General features: G+C 58.8%; 17 protein-coding genes and 1 other annotated feature. Of the genes, 6 read left to right on the forward strand and 11 right to left on the reverse strand.

Going from position 1 to position 14,574, the window contains the following annotated elements; translation table 11 throughout:
- Positions 1–19: 19 nt before the first annotated feature.
- The 11 genes from PG722_RS08415 to PG722_RS08465 form a co-directional block, all read right to left on the reverse strand.
- The gene (locus PG722_RS08415) at positions 20–949 is read right to left on the reverse strand and encodes a DNA-binding protein (RefSeq protein WP_270580267.1); all 930 of its coding nucleotides are present in this window, start codon (positions 947–949) and stop codon (positions 20–22) included.
- Entirely contained in the window at positions 942–1,421 is a 480-nt protein-coding gene (nusB, locus tag PG722_RS08420; protein WP_117750856.1) for a transcription antitermination factor NusB, read from the reverse strand. Before nusB ends, PG722_RS08415 begins: the two co-directional genes overlap by 8 nt.
- A gap of 157 nt (positions 1,422–1,578) precedes the next feature.
- Positions 1,579–2,025 (reverse strand): Asp23/Gls24 family envelope stress response protein, encoded by a 447-nt coding sequence (locus PG722_RS08425; RefSeq protein WP_110436702.1) that lies wholly within the window; start codon positions 2,023–2,025, stop codon positions 1,579–1,581.
- A 103-nt stretch (positions 2,026–2,128) separates the two neighbouring features.
- On the reverse strand, positions 2,129–2,659 hold the full coding sequence (locus tag PG722_RS08430) for a SpoIIIAH-like family protein (protein WP_117750857.1): 531 nt from the start codon (positions 2,657–2,659) through the stop codon (positions 2,129–2,131).
- 30 nt (positions 2,660–2,689) lie between these two features.
- Complete coding sequence (locus PG722_RS08435; protein WP_270580268.1) at positions 2,690–3,235, reverse strand: hypothetical protein; 546 nt, start codon at positions 3,233–3,235, stop codon at positions 2,690–2,692.
- A complete protein-coding gene (locus tag PG722_RS08440) occupies positions 3,232–3,708 on the reverse strand; it encodes a stage III sporulation protein AF (RefSeq protein WP_270580269.1) in 477 nt (158 codons plus the stop codon). The genes PG722_RS08435 and PG722_RS08440 overlap by 4 nt, the downstream gene beginning before the upstream one ends.
- Positions 3,705–4,817, reverse strand: a complete 1,113-nt coding sequence (locus PG722_RS08445; protein WP_110436698.1) for a stage III sporulation protein AE — start codon at positions 4,815–4,817, stop codon at positions 3,705–3,707. Before PG722_RS08445 ends, PG722_RS08440 begins: the two co-directional genes overlap by 4 nt.
- Positions 4,814–5,200: a SpoIIIAC/SpoIIIAD family protein gene (locus PG722_RS08450; protein ID WP_116705260.1), complete on the reverse strand. Its 387-nt coding sequence runs from the start codon at positions 5,198–5,200 to the stop codon at positions 4,814–4,816. Before PG722_RS08450 ends, PG722_RS08445 begins: the two co-directional genes overlap by 4 nt.
- Positions 5,201–5,202: 2 nt before the next feature.
- Positions 5,203–5,397 carry a stage III sporulation protein AC gene (gene spoIIIAC, locus PG722_RS08455; RefSeq protein WP_110436696.1) on the reverse strand — a complete coding sequence of 65 codons (195 nt, stop codon included), beginning with the start codon at positions 5,395–5,397 and terminating at the stop codon, positions 5,203–5,205.
- 13 nt (positions 5,398–5,410) lie between these two features.
- Entirely contained in the window at positions 5,411–5,929 is a 519-nt protein-coding gene (locus tag PG722_RS08460) for a stage III sporulation protein AB (protein WP_270580270.1), read from the reverse strand.
- On the reverse strand, positions 5,923–6,819 hold the full coding sequence (locus tag PG722_RS08465) for a stage III sporulation protein AB (RefSeq protein ID WP_270580271.1): 897 nt from the start codon (positions 6,817–6,819) through the stop codon (positions 5,923–5,925). Before PG722_RS08465 ends, PG722_RS08460 begins: the two co-directional genes overlap by 7 nt.
- 290 nt (positions 6,820–7,109) lie before the next feature.
- Positions 7,110–7,360, forward strand: a binding site (T-box leader).
- A gap of 78 nt (positions 7,361–7,438) precedes the next feature.
- On the opposite strand from PG722_RS08465, the gene aroF reads away from it, so the two are divergent.
- The 6 genes from aroF (at position 7,439) to PG722_RS08495 (ending at position 14,532) form a co-directional block, all read left to right on the forward strand.
- Positions 7,439–8,455: a 3-deoxy-7-phosphoheptulonate synthase gene (gene aroF, locus PG722_RS08470; protein WP_270580272.1), complete on the forward strand. Its 1,017-nt coding sequence runs from the start codon at positions 7,439–7,441 to the stop codon at positions 8,453–8,455.
- Between the two features lie 127 nt (positions 8,456–8,582).
- Positions 8,583–9,626: a 3-dehydroquinate synthase gene (aroB, locus tag PG722_RS08475; protein WP_270580273.1), complete on the forward strand. Its 1,044-nt coding sequence runs from the start codon at positions 8,583–8,585 to the stop codon at positions 9,624–9,626.
- Positions 9,627–9,638: 12 nt separating this feature from the next.
- A complete protein-coding gene (gene aroC, locus PG722_RS08480) occupies positions 9,639–10,733 on the forward strand; it encodes a chorismate synthase (RefSeq protein WP_117750867.1) in 1,095 nt (364 codons plus the stop codon).
- Entirely contained in the window at positions 10,726–11,856 is a 1,131-nt protein-coding gene (gene pheA, locus PG722_RS08485; protein WP_117750868.1) for a prephenate dehydratase, read from the forward strand. Before aroC ends, pheA begins: the two co-directional genes overlap by 8 nt.
- 15 nt (positions 11,857–11,871) lie before the next feature.
- Positions 11,872–13,143 (forward strand): 3-phosphoshikimate 1-carboxyvinyltransferase, encoded by a 1,272-nt coding sequence (gene aroA, locus PG722_RS08490; protein WP_270580274.1) that lies wholly within the window; start codon positions 11,872–11,874, stop codon positions 13,141–13,143.
- Positions 13,144–13,146: 3 nt separating this feature from the next.
- Positions 13,147–14,532: a shikimate kinase gene (locus PG722_RS08495; protein WP_270417974.1), complete on the forward strand. Its 1,386-nt coding sequence runs from the start codon at positions 13,147–13,149 to the stop codon at positions 14,530–14,532.
- Positions 14,533–14,574 lie beyond the last annotated feature (42 nt).

The following is a 14,574-nucleotide window of genomic DNA, read 5'->3' on the forward strand; positions in this document are numbered from 1 at the left end:
ACCACCGAACTCCTACCTCCTATCTGTTACAGAGTTTTGCCGCCAGCACTGCCACACCCACAGCATTATCTCCCGAAAGTGTCGGCTCCGCGAAGGAGATCTCCCCGCCGAACCGCTTATTCATGCGGGCACGGATGATCTGGCTGGCCATGACGCCGCCGGCGCATAAAATCGGGCAATAATACTGCTCGCGCGCCTGCTCGGTCGCCTTGATGACGGCATTCGCCACGGTCTCGAGTGCAAAACGTGCCATCTGCTTCGGTTCGGCGGTCTTGAACTTGTTTTCTACCTGATTCTGCATCCCGGAGAGCGAGAATTTACACTCGTTTACCTTGGGTTTGAAACCCTTTTCCGGCTCGGCGGTAAGCGCCAGCTCATCGAGTGCGCCGCCGGACGGGAATTGCAGCCCGAGCAGGCTGCCTGCCCGGTCGAGCAGCTGACCGGCCGCGAGATCGGTCGTACCGCCGATGCAGGTACAGTCCGGCAGACCGTCCGCACCGCAGCGAACGTGCAGCAGCTCACTCGTGCCGCCGGACAGATGCCACGCTAAAAATTCGCCGTCGAGCAGGTCCAGCTTGCCGGCCGACAGCGCCGCCGCCGCGATATGTCCCTGCTGATGAGACACGGTAAAAAGCGGCACGGAAAGCAAATGCGCCGCGCTCCGCGCGACGCTCTCTCCTGCCAGAAAACACGGCATATACGAGCCTTCCACCGCGCGGGGACGGGTGCTGACGCCGATGGCGCGCACCTCTCCCTGCGGCAGAGCCTCGATTTTTTCATGCAGACGCACGGTATGCTGGAACAGCGCATCCGACTGGCGCAGACCGATCGCGCCTTCCGGCACGGTCAGCAATCCGCCGCGATTGACCCACTCACCGGTCTCGGCGTTGTAAATCGCCGCTGACGTGCGATAGTTGGACGTATCAATTCCCAGAAAGCGCTCAGGCATTGGTGCTCTCCTGCTTTCCCTGCGGGAACTCTGCACGAGCGGCAGAGCCGAGCACGCCGTTGATGAAGGAAGCCGCATCCTCGGTGTCATACTTCTTCGCCAGTTCAACGGCCTCGTTGATGGCTACGCCAACCGGAACGTCGTCCACATCGCGCATCTCAAAGAGTGCCAGACGCAGTACCGCGATCGTCATGTGGGACAGGCGGTTGAGCGACCAGCCCTTGGAATTGGCCTCGATAATGGTATCGAGCACCGGCAGGTCGTTCGCCACGCCCTTTACCACCGCGCGGATATACGCGGTCTGTTCCTCGCTCAGCTTGCCCGCATACAGTGCGATATCGCCGCTGATGGACTTCATGATTTCCTCATCCAGTCGCTCGTTCAGGTTTTCTTCTTCAAACTGCTGGAACCCCATCTCAAAGATCAGGTGCAGCGCAATTTCTCTTGCTTTTGTTCTGCTCATCACACTCATGCGGCAGGACCTCCTATATTTACGCAAATTTTCGCCTACTATTCAGTATAACTATTTTATCCTATTTTCGGGCAAAACGCAAGGCGGTATTCCATATTTCATAAAACCGGGCAACAGAAAAACAGGCACAGCCGCAGCCATGCCTGTTTTGCTCATGTTACTCAGCGTCTGCCGTCTCCGCCGGAGTTTCGGTCTCGGACGGTGCCGGCTCGGCCTTTTCCTCAGCCGAAGCGGACGGCTTGAAGGTCACGCCGCCGACATGCACGTTGATCTCGACAACGCGCAGACCGGTCATGGACTCGATCGAGGACTTGACGTTCTCCTGCACTTCCTTTGCCACATCACAAATGTTGTAGCCGAACAGTGCGAGGAAACCGATCTCTACCTTAACGGTATCATCGTCGCCGAGTTCGATACGAACGCCCTTGGACAAATTCTTTTTACTGATAAAGCCGACAATGTCGCTCGTCAGGCTGGAATACAAACCGCTGACACCCTTGGTTTCCGAGGCCGACAGTGCTGCGATAGACGCAACAACATCCTCAGAGATACGGATAGAGCCTTGATCGCTTTCGGTGGACCAGTACTCCTTGTGATCTGCCATAGTGCTCACTCTCCTTTTTTGAGACAATCCCATCATCCGGCATTGTCTAAGAGCATTATAGCACAGTTTGTGCAAAAAGCAAAGTAAAAATACACGCTGTCTATTAAGATGCTTCCACAATTTTGATCTGCCCTGCCGTCATGCCGGTCTCCGAGATAACGATATCGCGGATAACAGCCACGTCCTCAGCCTGCAGACCACCGTCCGGCGGCGCTACCACGATATTCGCGCTGCTGTCACCGAGCATCACAACTGCGTCCTCGTAGCCTTTGGCGCGAATCAGGCTCTCGATGTTGGCTTCGGCCACCGTGTCGTCCGCCAGTGCGGAAATTTGTGCCGCCGCATCGTCTTTTGCACTCTGGTCTGCGGTGTCACTCTCACTGAGCTCCTTGAGCGTGCTCACCGCTTCGTCTCTCGCCTGCGTGCGCGTCAGCCGTGAGGATGCAAAATAATCGCCCTCACCGGCGGTGCTGTCCGCCGAGGCATCGGTCTGCGTATCCGCCTGCGCGTCGGTCTGCTGCGCCGCAAGAAGGTCCTCCGGCGTGTCAACGTAGCTCCAGTTCAGATAAGCCGCTGCGCACAGCAGCAGCGCGATCACACCGTAGACCGCTCCGCGTTTTTTGATCTTCTTCATCTGCCTGCCCTCCTAACGAATTGCTATACCTTATGTATCGGATTGCATTTTCAGAACCGTAACTTTGTCTGCACCGATGCCGCACACCGTGCTCACCGCCTGTGTGACGGACAGCCGAACGGATGCGTCATCCGCGCCATCGCACAGCACGACCGCACCACGGAATACCGGCAGAACGCGCTTGACCGTCACGGGCGTTTCGCCATAGCTGCCGTTCGATACCACGCTGACATCGCTCTCCAGACTGCGGCTGTCACTCCCGCTTGTCTGGCGGGTGTTGACCGCGTAGACCGATTCCTCGGTCTGGTCGAGCGACAGCATGAGCTCCACACGGCCGGCGCCGGAAATCCCCGAAAGTCTCGTCTGCAGTTCTTGTTGAAAATCGTTCAGGTCGAACGACTGCGAAACCGTTGTATCCGTACTTGTGGTCTGCACCTGCTCCGTGTTTCCGCTGTGCCCCGAGGTGAGCAGCAGCACGCCCGCGAGCAATACCGCCAGCACGGCCCGGTATTTCTTCAAAACCGGCAGGATCTTCTCCTTGACAGCAGTTAAGTTTTCGTTATCCGGCAGTTTCATCTTGCGATCAGCTCCTGTCGTTCTGCGGGTACGCCGCATTCCTTGGTCAGCAGACTTTGCAGCTCGGACAGGCGATTCGCCGCTGTACTGTCGTAGTACACGGTTACCTTATCGACCTGCAGCAGTCCGTCCGCATCATTCGCCATCTCCACATTCACCGTGCACGGAATACCGGCTTCCTCCGCACGCTGCTGCACCGCCTTCGCAATGCTCGCCGCGACCGTGCTCATCGTGGTCTGCATGTTGCTCGCCTGCATTTCGTCTATGTCGCTCTGCGAGACGCTCCCCTGCCAGTTCCACGACAGCAAGTGCAGTCCCGCCAGCGGCTGCAGGAGCGCCAGCAGCATGAGCAGACCGGCGGCTGTCCGCACAACCTCTTTTAAGGCTCCGCCGCCTGCCAGCTTGAGCGCCACCGCAGACGCGGCTCCCGCGATCGTCACGCGCAGTAATATCGTTTGCAGTAATTCAGTCATATTGGTTTCACCATCGCCACCATATACACAAGTTCGAGAAACAGTATCATGCAGCAGGTGCTCAGCATGCCGAGCAGCAGACCGAAACCGGTGCCTACGTTTTCGAGGAACCGCTTCATGCCGTCCGAGCACAGCGGCGAAAGCACAGCTGCACCCGCCTTGTAGCACAAATAGCTTGCTCCCGCCCGAACGAACGGCACAAAGCAGATCGCCGCTACACACAGCATCCCGAAAATGCCGATTGAGCCGCGCAGCAGAGCCGCACCGGACAGCATGGTTTCGGTCGCGTCCGAAATCACGCCGCCGACCACCGGAACCGCACCGGACACGGCAAGTTTCGCGGTCTTAAGCGTCATGCGATCCACGTTGCCGGAAACACCGCCCGCTATCGCAAGATATGCGGTGAACAGCGTTAAAATGAGTTTAAGTACACCCGAGGTCAGGGATTTTATGCCGTCTGCGATGCCGCGCAGCATGCCGTTGCCTGCCGCAGCATCCACCGCCGTGATAGCAAGATACGCACACGCCGCCGGAACAAGCAGGGCGTTCACCAGCCGTATCACAAGATCAAACACCACCATGGTCGCCGCCTGTAAAACCGTTGCGGTCGCCGTGTTGCCGCCGGTCGCAAGTACAGTGGCGAGCACCGGCTGAAGTGTGCCCGAAAACACGCTGATCTGGTCGAGCGTGTCGCGGCAGAGCGACAGCACACCCGTGAAATCCCGCAGGAGCACTGCCGCACAGCCAAGTGCCGCCGCCATGTCGATCCAGTCGTTGGCCTCGCCGCCCGCCGCCGCAGAAAAGCCGCGCGCCGCCGAGGCCAGCAGCACAATCACGGCTACGCGCAATAGTCCGCCAAGTGCAGTCCGAATCGCACTTTGGCTGTCCGAGGTCATGTTTTCCAGCACGCGGGAGACCGAATCCGACAGCGTGTCCGCGTTTTCCGGCGATACGCCGTCAAGGTATTGCCGCGCACTGTTCGGCATAGCGTCAGTCAGACTGCTGCCGCCGACTGACTGCACCTGTTCCTCACTCACAGCCGCATGCGCGAACGGCAGGAACAGCAGGAGCACGAGAATGGCATTCAGCGCCAGTTTGCATTTGCTCATACCGCCCACTCCGTAATAAGGTCGAGCACCTGCTCGAAAAGGGGCAGGCACACGGAAAGCGTCAGGACAGCGCCTGCAATCTCCACCTTGGCGGCAAGCGCGGATTGACCGGCGTCCCGACATAGCGCGGCTGTAATCCGCACCACGACTGCCACTCCGACTGCCTTGCACACCGGCAGATACAGCGCGGAATCCAAGCCGCACTGCGAGAGCAGACCGGAAAAACGCTGCGCCGCACTTCCGGCCGCGCTGAACACCCGCAAAAGTAAAATCACCCCTGCCGTCAGCACCAGCAGAAACGCGATAGCGGGCGCGTCCTTTTTCAGCACCAGCGACAGCGTGAGCGCCGCAAGGACAATGCCGCAAATCAAGCCTAATTCCATAGTCAAAACCCAAATACATTTTTCATCATGGTGAACAGGCGGTCGATTTCCTGAACAATCAGCATCAAAACGACAATTAAACCCGCGAGTGTCGTCATCAGCGCTTGCTCCTCCCTGCCCGAGCGGGAGAGCAGCTGTCCGAGCACCGCCACTAAAATTCCTACCGCCGCAATGCGGAAAATCAGATCAACATCCATCATTTTCCTCCGCTTAGATCAGCACCAGAATCACCAGCAGACCGAGCGCAATGCCGCAGGTCCGGTACAGATTTCCCCGATTTGCCAAATCCTCCTGCACTGCCTCCCGCGAGGCCGCCAGCCGCCGTTCCACCTGCGTAAGACCGGTCAGCTGCTCGTCCGCATCGTAGCGGCCTAAGTAGTTTGCGGCGTCGCACAGAATGTCGCATTCCTGCGTGCCCAGTCCGACCTGTGCGCGGCAGTCCCGCAAGGTGCTGCGCCACAGGTAGCCGAGCGACAGACCGTTCTGCTCCCGCAGGCGGCGCTGCAGCGTGCGAAAGACTTTGCGGATAATCGGCTGCTCGTTTTCCGTCAGCAGGCCGACAATTTCCGGCATGGGTGTCCGTCTTCCGGAAATCTCGCTGCGGATAAGACCGAGCGCAAGCAGCATGGCGTCTGCCGCCGCCACTCTGCGCCGCAGATTTTGCCGCGCGGACAGTCCGAGCGCCGCACATGAGCCGAACACCATCACCGAACCGATCAGCTTTAACATTTCGTCTCCTCCCATCGTTCCATGCGGTAGACCCGCTGTCCGTCCTGTTTTTCGATAATAACCGCCTGATGAAATGCGCCGAGTGCGAGCAGCTCACGGTAGATCGGCCGCTGCCGCAGATCATCCAGTCCGGCCGCGTGTGCACACGCAATCACAGCCGTTCCGCAGTGCGTGCAGAGCGATACCGCCTTTGCGTCCTCAGGCGCAGTAATTTCATCAAGAGCGAGCAGGGCAGGCGACATGGTTTTGAGCAGCATGACCGCCGCCTGCCATTTTGAGCAGCCTTCCATCACATCCGTGCAGCGCCCGACCGCAAGCTGCGGTACACCGTCCGCGAGAGCGGCAATCTCGCTGCGCTCGTCCGCAATCGCGGCAGTGAAACCGCGGTCGGAGAAATAGCGCACCCACTCTCTCAGCAAGGTCGTTTTGCCATATCCCGGCGGTGACAGGAGCAAGGCAGACTGCGGCTCGTCCGTTCCTATCCAACGGGCAATCTGCGCCTGTAACTCCTCGGCTTGATGTGCAATACGCAGGTTGATTGAACTCAGGCCGCGCACCCCGAGAACGCGGCCGTCCTCTTCGGCGGCTGTGCCGCAGATGCCCAGTCGATGCCCGCCGGATAACGTCAGAAAGCCGTGCCGCAAACTATCTGTATAACTATGCACGGAATACTGTGCTGCGCGGCTGAGCATCTCGCGCAGCTCCGCCGATGTGACCGCCTCAAGCGGGAGCGGCCGTTCTCCGACGGCTGTTTTCGCCGCAGGCGGCTGTCCCGCGCGAAAGCGTAATTCCTCGATGTCCTCCGGCCTGTCCAGCCGCTCCAGCTGCGCCCGCCGTATCGGCGGCAGGCACGAAATCGCCTGCCGGAAAGCCGCTTTTCGTTTGTCCATTTTCATCACCACTATAGACTATGCCGCAGATTACTAAAGTAGAAGAGTAACTTGAGAATTGAGGATGGAAAATGAATGTTGTGATTGACCATTATCCTTCATTGCCAATCTGTATTGCAGGGCAGGATGACCTCATCTCGCCCTGCGGTGGTTCATTACACATCCGCTTAACGTGCGGAAGGCCAGGGACTTGTCAGAATACATGAAAATTTATGCATTTTTTCATCGAACCATGTCAAATCAGTCATTGACAACTCGCCCGTCCAGCGATATAATAATCACAAATATTGCACAAAGCGATGACAGAGGAAAGTAATCGTTCCAAGTGCGGCTTTCAGGGAGTGTCCGGCATGACTGGAAACGGACGCAGACGCCGGCACGATGAAGTTCCCTCCTGAGCTGCGGCGCTGAACCATACCGTATTAGGCGCTGACGGATTTCCTCCGTTAAAGGGATAGGATATATTTGTATCCGAAAAAGTGCGGCATTGTTATGCCGAATGTGGGTGGTACCGCGGAACCGTTTGTCTTTCGTCCCTCTTTGTGGATGAAGGGCTTTTTTTATACCCATTCTGCCGTGACAAACAGCAAATACCACCTATATAAAGGAGATACACAACATGATCATCATTATGAAGCAGGGCACGACCCACGAACACGTTGAGGAACTGTCCCAGCATATCGAGCGCTGGAACGTAAAAGCAAATCCGATCTACGGCGAGGGCACCATCGTTATCGGTCTGGTCGGCGATACCGGCGCTGTTGACAAGGACGCACTCATGCTTGACCCGCAGGTTGAGAACATCATCAAGGTGCAGGAGCCGTTCAAGCTGGCAAACCGCAAGTTCCATCCGGATAACTCCACCGTTGAGATTGCACCGGGCGTTACTGTCGGCGGCAAGAAGCTGGTCGTTATGGCAGGTCCATGCTCGGTTGAGAGTGAGGAGCAGATCATCGACGTGGCGAAGCATGTGCAGGCAGACGGCGCTACCGTTCTCCGCGGCGGCGCGTGGAAGCCGCGTTCTTCCCCGTACTCCTTCCAGGGTCTGAAGGCTGAGGGTCTGGAGCTGCTGCACAAGGCACACGAAGCAACCGGTCTGCCGGTTGTCACCGAGATCACCAATCCGGCGCACATTGACATCTTCATGGACAAGTGCGACTGCTTCCAGGTCGGCGCACGCAATATGCAGAACTTCGAGCTGCTGAAAGAACTCGGTCAGACCCGCAAGCCCATCCTGCTCAAGCGCGGCTTCGCAAACACCATGGAGGAGTTCCTGATGAGCGCCGAGTACATCATGGCGGGCGGCAACGAGAACGTTATCCTCTGTGAGCGCGGCATCCGCACCTACGAGAAGTACACCCGCAACACGCTTGATATTTCCGCCGTTCCGGTGCTCAAGCGCATGAGCCATCTGCCGGTCGTCGTTGATCCGTCCCATGCAGGCGGCATTTACTGGATGGTCGAGCCGCTGGCCAAGGCTGCTGTTGCAGCCGGCGCAGACGGTCTGATGATCGAGGTTCACAACGATCCTGCACACGCTCTGTCCGACGGTGCACAGTCGCTGACCTACGATTCGTTCCACCACACCATGAACGCACTGCGCGCTGTTGCAGCGGCAGTTGACAGAGAAATCTGATACGCATTATAATGTAAGATAGCCGGAGGTCGGTGTTCCACCGACCTCCTTCGCAAATATAAAGGATAACGGCAATTACTAATTCCCCATTCCTAATTACTAATTCAACCAAAAGGGTGTTGTAAAAATGGCAGAAACGCTGAGTCTGACGGGCGCGAACGGCGTGTCCGAAATTCATATCGAAACCGGATTGCTGGACCATGCGGGCACGGTAATCCTCGAAACCTTTTCGCCCAGCCGCGTGCATATCGTGTCGGATTCAACGGTAGCGCCGCTGTATCTCGAGAAGCTGGAAAAGCAGTTCTCCCTGCCGGTGACGCACACGGTCATTCCCGCCGGTGAGGAGCACAAGCAGCTTTCCACGGTCGAAGGCATTTACCATGATCTGCTGGCGGCAGACATGACGCGCAAAGACCTGATTATCGCGCTCGGCGGCGGTGTTGTCGGCGACATCACCGGCTTTGCGGCGGCGACCTTCCTGCGCGGCGTATCACTGTGCCAGATTCCGACCACGCTGCTCGCGCAGGTGGATTCCTCGGTTGGAGGCAAGACCGGCGTTGATCTGCCCGAGGGCAAAAACCTCGTCGGCGCGTTCTATCAGCCGCGGCTCGTGCTCATCGACCCGAACGTGCTCGCTTCCCTGCCGGACAGCACCTTTGCGGACGGCATGGCCGAGGTCGTCAAGTACGGCTACATTTCCAACCGGGAAATCCTGACGATGGTTTCTCAGCCGAACTACAAGTCCAACATTGAGAATATCATTTACGAGTGCGTTAAGATCAAGCGCGATGTAGTTGTCATCGACGAGCACGACACCGGACTGCGCATGATACTGAACTTCGGCCACACCATCGGCCACGCGGCAGAAAAACTGGGCAACTACACCGACCTCACCCACGGTCAGGCGGTGGCGATCGGCATGGTGGCCGCGATGCGGCTCTCTGCCCTGCTGGGCAACGAGGATCTGACCGCGCCGCTCATCGACATTCTGAAGCACATCGGTCTGCCGACCGAGCTGAACTACGACCGCGAGTCCATCTTTCATGCTCTGCTGTCGGACAAAAAGAAATTCGGCGCAACGGTCAACTTTATTCTCGTGCGAGAAGCCGGTCGGGCAGAAATTACCCCGATTGATGCAGAAAAGCTGCACGAATACGTTCTGAAGCTGTAAGGAGGGAGAAGCATGGGTTCTACCTGGGGCAATACAATCAAAATTTCCATTTTCGGTGAATCGCACGGCACGGGCATCGGCGTTGTGATCGACGGATTCCCGTCCGGTGTGGCGTATGACGAGGCGTTTGTCCTGCGCGAGATGGAGCGCCGCGCACCGGGCCGCAACAAGCAGTCCACCGCGCGCAAGGAGCCGGACAGGCCGGAAATTCAGTCCGGCATCTACAACGGCAAAACGACCGGCACGCCTATCTGTGTCGTCATCCGCAACACCGATCAGCGCTCGAACGACTACGCAGAGCTGGCGGCGCAGCCGCGTCCCGGCCACGCAGACTACACGGGTATGCTGCGCTACGATTCCTGCAACGACCCGCGCGGCGGCGGCCATTTCTCCGGCCGACTGACGGCTCCGCTGGTGTTTGCCGGTGCGCTGTGCAAGCTGTGGCTCAAGGAACAGGGCGTGACGGTCGGCTCGCACATCCAGTCCATCGCGCAGATTCAGGATATGCCGTTCGACGATGTAGAAGTCACCGCCGAGCAGCTGGATGCGCTGCGGAACGCCGAATATCCGGTGAACAATCCGCGTGCGCTCGAGGCCATGCTGGCCGCCATCGAGGAGGCCCGCGAGGAGCAGGATTCGGTCGGCGGTGTCATCGAGTGCGCCGCAGTCGGACTCCCCGCCGGTATCGGCAGCCCGATGCTCGACAGCGTGGAGAGCCGTCTGGCCTCCATCCTGTTCGGCGTGCCCGCTGTCAAGGGCGTGGAGTTCGGCGCAGGCTTTGCCTTTGCGGCGCTGCGCGGCTCGCACGCAAACGACCCGTTTTATGAGGAAAACGGGGTTGTCAAGACCGAAACCAACAACAACGGCGGCATCCTCGGCGGCATCACGAGCGGCATGCCGCTCATCGTACGCGCGTGCATCAAGCCTACGCCGTCCATCGGCATGGTGCAGGATACGCTCAACATCCGCACCGGCAAGGTCGAGCCGCTGTCCATCCACGGCCGCCACGACCCATGCATCGTCACCCGCGCCGCGCCGGTGGTCGAGGCCGCCTGTGCCGTTGCACTGGCAGATCTTCTGAGGGAGGCGAAGGGTTATCATGCGTGAACTTCCCGAAATCCGTCAGGACATCAACCGCGTTGACTCCGCTATCCGCGAGCTGTTCCTGCTGCGTATGTCGCTGGCGCTCGAGGTCGCAAAGACCAAGGCCCAGTCGGACGACAAAATCTACAAGCCCGACCGTGAAGCGGAAATCGTTGAAAAGCGCTCCGCCGGTATGGAGGAGGAGCTGCAGCTCAAGTACGTTTCCCTTCTGCAGAGCATGATCCGCGCGAGCCGTGAGTATCAGTACAGTGAGATTCTGCGTCAGGCGCCGGAAAAGTTCCCATTTAAGCCAAATGAATCGCTTATCGAGCCGAAAACCGTGTTCTATCAGGGGGTTCCGGGCGCATATCAGGAGCTGGCCGCGCGGGCGCTGTTCCCGAACTGCGAACCGCACAACGTCCCCACCTGGGAGCAGGTTTTCCAGTCCGTCCGCGACGACAAGGCCGACATCGGCGTCGTACCGGTCGAGAACACGACGGCAGGCACGGTCAGCGAGGTCTATGACCTTCTGCTCGACTACGACCTGTACATCAACCGCTCGTACATCAAGAAAATCTCGCACTGTCTGGCGGCGGTGCCCGGCACAAAGCTCGAGGATGTCAAGCGTGTCTGCTCGCATCCGCATGCGCTGCCGCAGTGCCACAGCTTCATTTCCGAGCACGATCTGGAGGCCATCGAGGTGGCGAACACCGCCATCGCGGCCCAGAACGTGCAGAAAAAGGGCGACAAGAGCCTTGCTGCCATCTGCTCGCAGGAGGCGGCTGTGCGCTACGGTCTCGACATTCTCGCCGAGGGCATCAACGACATGCAGCACAACGAAACACGCTTTATCGCCGTCAGCAGAACGCTGACCTGTCAGCCCGAGGATAACCGCATCGAGATCGCATTCCACATTCCCAATGCGTCCGGTACGCTCATCACCGTGCTGGACACCATCGCGCACTACGGCATCGACATGACCGAAATCCACTCGCGTCCGCTTAAGGACAGCCCGTGGTGCTATGTGTTCTATGTCGATTTCACCGGCAACATGCGCGACCATGCGGTGCAGTCCTTGCTGTATCAGCTTCATGAGGAGCTTCCCTATATCAAAGTAATCGGCAGCTATTGCGTGCCTAACGAATAAAAGGAGTACAAACCCATGCAAATTCAACCCTGCGGCCCTTTGCGCGGTGAAATTACCGTGCCGGGCGACAAATCCATCTCGCACCGTGCCGTTATGCTCGGCGCACTTGCCAACGGCACCACCCACATCACCGGCTTTCTGATGGGCGAGGACTGCCTGTCCACCATTGACTGCTTCCGCAAGATGGGTGTCGAGATCAACATCACCGATGACGAGGTTATCGTGGAAGGCGTTGGTCTGCACGGTCTCGAAGCGCCGTCAGAAGCGCTGTACACCGGCAACTCCGGCACGACCACCCGCCTGCTGTGCGGCATTCTGGCCGGTCAGCCGTTCACCGTTACCATGAGCGGCGACCCGTCCATCCAGAAGCGCCCGATGGGCCGCGTGATGAAGCCGCTGCGCGAGATGGGCGCATCCATCGAGGGCAAGAACGACAATTTCTGCCCGCTGACCCTGTTCCCGAGCGAGCTGCACGGTATTGAATACCGTCTGCCGGTAGCATCCGCTCAGCTCAAGAGCGCCATCCTGCTGGCAGGTCTGTACGCCGAGGGCCAGACGACCGTTATCGAGCCGGCTCCCTCCCGCGACCACACCGAGCGCATGTTCCGCGCACTCGGCGTTGAGATTGAGACCAGCGGCAGCACCATCACGCTCGACCCGCCGGAGGATCTCCATGCGGTCGATATTGCGGTTCCGGGCGATATCTCGTCCGCGGCGTTCTTCCTCGTTGCCGGTGCGATCATTCCGGGCAGTGAGCTGACGATTAAAAACGTGGGCGTCAATCCGACCCGCACGGGCGTTCTGGACGTTCTGCGCAACATGGGTGCGGACATCACCGAGTCGAACTTCCGCGATGAGGCCGAGCCGATGTGCGACCTGACCGTCAAGTACAGCAAGCTGCACGGCGTGGAAATCGGCGGCGCTATCATCCCGCGCCTGATCGATGAGCTGCCCGTTATCGCGGTAGCCGCTGCATTCGCTGAGGGCGAAACCGTTATCCGCGACGCGCAGGAGCTCAAGGTCAAGGAGTCCAACCGCATTGCCGCTATGGTCGCAGAACTGACCAAGGCCGGCGTAGCTGTCGAGGAGACCGACGACGGCATGATCGTGCACGGCGGTGCAAAGCCGCACGGCGCATCGTTCGAGACCTATAAGGACCACCGCATTGCGATGAGCCTTGCCGTGCTCGGTCTGGCAGCCGAGGGCGTAAGCCGCATTGACGAGCCGGAGGTCGTTGCCATCTCCTACCCCGATTTCTTCAACACCCTCGAACGTCTGGGGGACTGAGTTATGCTGTTTTCCATGGACGAATTTCGCGCTTTCGAGCCGAAAAAGACCACCTATGCCCTGTTTGGCTGGCCGCTCGGTCACACCATGAGCCCGGAGCTGCACGCGCAGCTGTTCGAAGCCTCCGGTCAGGATGCGGACTACATCGGCGTTGCCGTTCCGCCCGAGGATTTACCCGAAGCGTTCGAACTGGCAAAGCGCAAGCTCGGCGGCATTAACTGCACCATCCCACACAAAAAGGCCGTCATCCCGCTGCTGGACGACATCGACACCGCCGCCCGCGACCTGCACTCGGTCAACACGGTCCGCTTTGCGGACGGCAAGGCGACCGGCTTCAACACGGACATCCTCGGCTTTGCGGAGTCACTGAACCGTGACGGCGTATCGCTTCAGGGTAAAAAGGTGCTGCTGCTCGGCTATGGCGGCGCGGCTTCCGTGATGGCATACCACTGCGTGACGCAGGGCGCGTATCTGACCATCACGGGACGCAATCTCGAGAAGGCTGAAGCGCTGCAGAAGCAGCTGACCGATGCCGTTCCGGGCGCACGCATTTCCGTGTTCAGCCGCCGGCACATTCCGCGCGATATTCATATCGTGCTCAATTCCACGCCGGTGGGCATGTACCCGAAGGAAAACGCGGCTCCGCTGCATTATCTGCCGCACAAGACCGAGTATGTGTTCGATGCGATCTACAATCCGCCGGTGACCTCGACCATGAAGCTCGCCAATCCGCGCAAGGCCAAAACACGCGACGGACTGTTCATGCTGGTCATGCAGGCGGCGCACGCGCAGACCATCTGGACCGGCGTGACCTTTGAGCCGCAGGCGTGCGAAACCATTCTGCGCCGCACCTACGGCAAAATGGCGGTCAAGCGTCTGCACGAGAAGCATGGCAAGAAAAACCTGGTGCTGTGCGGCTTTATGGGCAGCGGCAAGACCACCATCGGCCGTAAGCTGGCGCGTCTGACCGGACTGGAATTTATTGATGCGGACATCTACCTTGAGGCGAAGGAAGGCAAGAAAATCTCCGAGATTTTCGCTGAAAAGGGCGAAGCCTACTTCCGCAACCGCGAGACCGCGTACATTAAAGAGCTGGCGCAGAAAGACGGCATCGTGCTTGCGCTCGGCGGCGGCTCTGTCCTCCGTCCGGAGAATGTGGCGGCTGTCAAGGAGACCGGTCTGCTCATCTTGCTCGACACACCGTTCTACCGCATTATGAAGAACCTTTCCTATTCCACGAATCGCCCGCTGCTCGATAAGCCGGACAAGCAGGCGGAAACACGCCGCCTGTACAATGCACGCAAGGCGCTCTACCATCGAGTGGCCGATATCGCGGTGCGCAGTCCCAGGCTGTCCGAGGTTCTGGAAAAAGTAGTAAAAAGCGTGTAAGGCACTGGACAAATCCACCAAATGCGTTTACAATTAGGGACA

Origin of the sequence: Butyricicoccus sp. OF27-2pH9A (genome assembly GCF_027693185.1) — a bacterium.
Classification (GTDB): domain Bacteria; phylum Bacillota; class Clostridia; order Oscillospirales; family Butyricicoccaceae; genus Agathobaculum; species Agathobaculum butyriciproducens.

Excerpts from the sequence above, each read along its gene's own strand:
- spoIIIAC (WP_110436696.1), bottom strand. The coding sequence starts at position 5,397 with ATGGATGTTGATCTGATTTTCCGCATTGCGGCGGTAGGAATTTTAGTG.
- PG722_RS08425 (WP_110436702.1), bottom strand. The coding sequence starts at position 2,025 with ATGGCAGATCACAAGGAGTACTGGTCCACCGAAAGCGATCAAGGCTCT.
- PG722_RS08415 (WP_270580267.1), bottom strand. The coding sequence starts at position 949 with ATGCCTGAGCGCTTTCTGGGAATTGATACGTCCAACTATCGCACGTCA.
- aroF (WP_270580272.1), top strand. The coding sequence starts at position 7,439 with ATGATCATCATTATGAAGCAGGGCACGACCCACGAACACGTTGAGGAA.
- aroC (WP_117750867.1), top strand. The coding sequence starts at position 9,639 with ATGGGTTCTACCTGGGGCAATACAATCAAAATTTCCATTTTCGGTGAA.
- nusB (WP_117750856.1), bottom strand. The coding sequence starts at position 1,421 with ATGAGTGTGATGAGCAGAACAAAAGCAAGAGAAATTGCGCTGCACCTG.
- PG722_RS08495 (WP_270417974.1), top strand. The coding sequence starts at position 13,147 with ATGCTGTTTTCCATGGACGAATTTCGCGCTTTCGAGCCGAAAAAGACC.
- PG722_RS08445 (WP_110436698.1), bottom strand. The coding sequence starts at position 4,817 with ATGAGCAAATGCAAACTGGCGCTGAATGCCATTCTCGTGCTCCTGCTG.
- PG722_RS08460 (WP_270580270.1), bottom strand. The coding sequence starts at position 5,929 with ATGTTAAAGCTGATCGGTTCGGTGATGGTGTTCGGCTCATGTGCGGCG.
- PG722_RS08430 (WP_117750857.1), bottom strand. The coding sequence starts at position 2,659 with ATGAAGAAGATCAAAAAACGCGGAGCGGTCTACGGTGTGATCGCGCTG.
- PG722_RS08465 (WP_270580271.1), bottom strand. The coding sequence starts at position 6,819 with ATGGACAAACGAAAAGCGGCTTTCCGGCAGGCGATTTCGTGCCTGCCG.
- aroB (WP_270580273.1), top strand. The coding sequence starts at position 8,583 with ATGGCAGAAACGCTGAGTCTGACGGGCGCGAACGGCGTGTCCGAAATT.
- PG722_RS08435 (WP_270580268.1), bottom strand. The coding sequence starts at position 3,235 with ATGAAACTGCCGGATAACGAAAACTTAACTGCTGTCAAGGAGAAGATC.
- aroA (WP_270580274.1), top strand. The coding sequence starts at position 11,872 with ATGCAAATTCAACCCTGCGGCCCTTTGCGCGGTGAAATTACCGTGCCG.
- PG722_RS08440 (WP_270580269.1), bottom strand. The coding sequence starts at position 3,708 with ATGACTGAATTACTGCAAACGATATTACTGCGCGTGACGATCGCGGGA.
- pheA (WP_117750868.1), top strand. The coding sequence starts at position 10,726 with ATGCGTGAACTTCCCGAAATCCGTCAGGACATCAACCGCGTTGACTCC.
- PG722_RS08450 (WP_116705260.1), bottom strand. The coding sequence starts at position 5,200 with ATGGAATTAGGCTTGATTTGCGGCATTGTCCTTGCGGCGCTCACGCTG.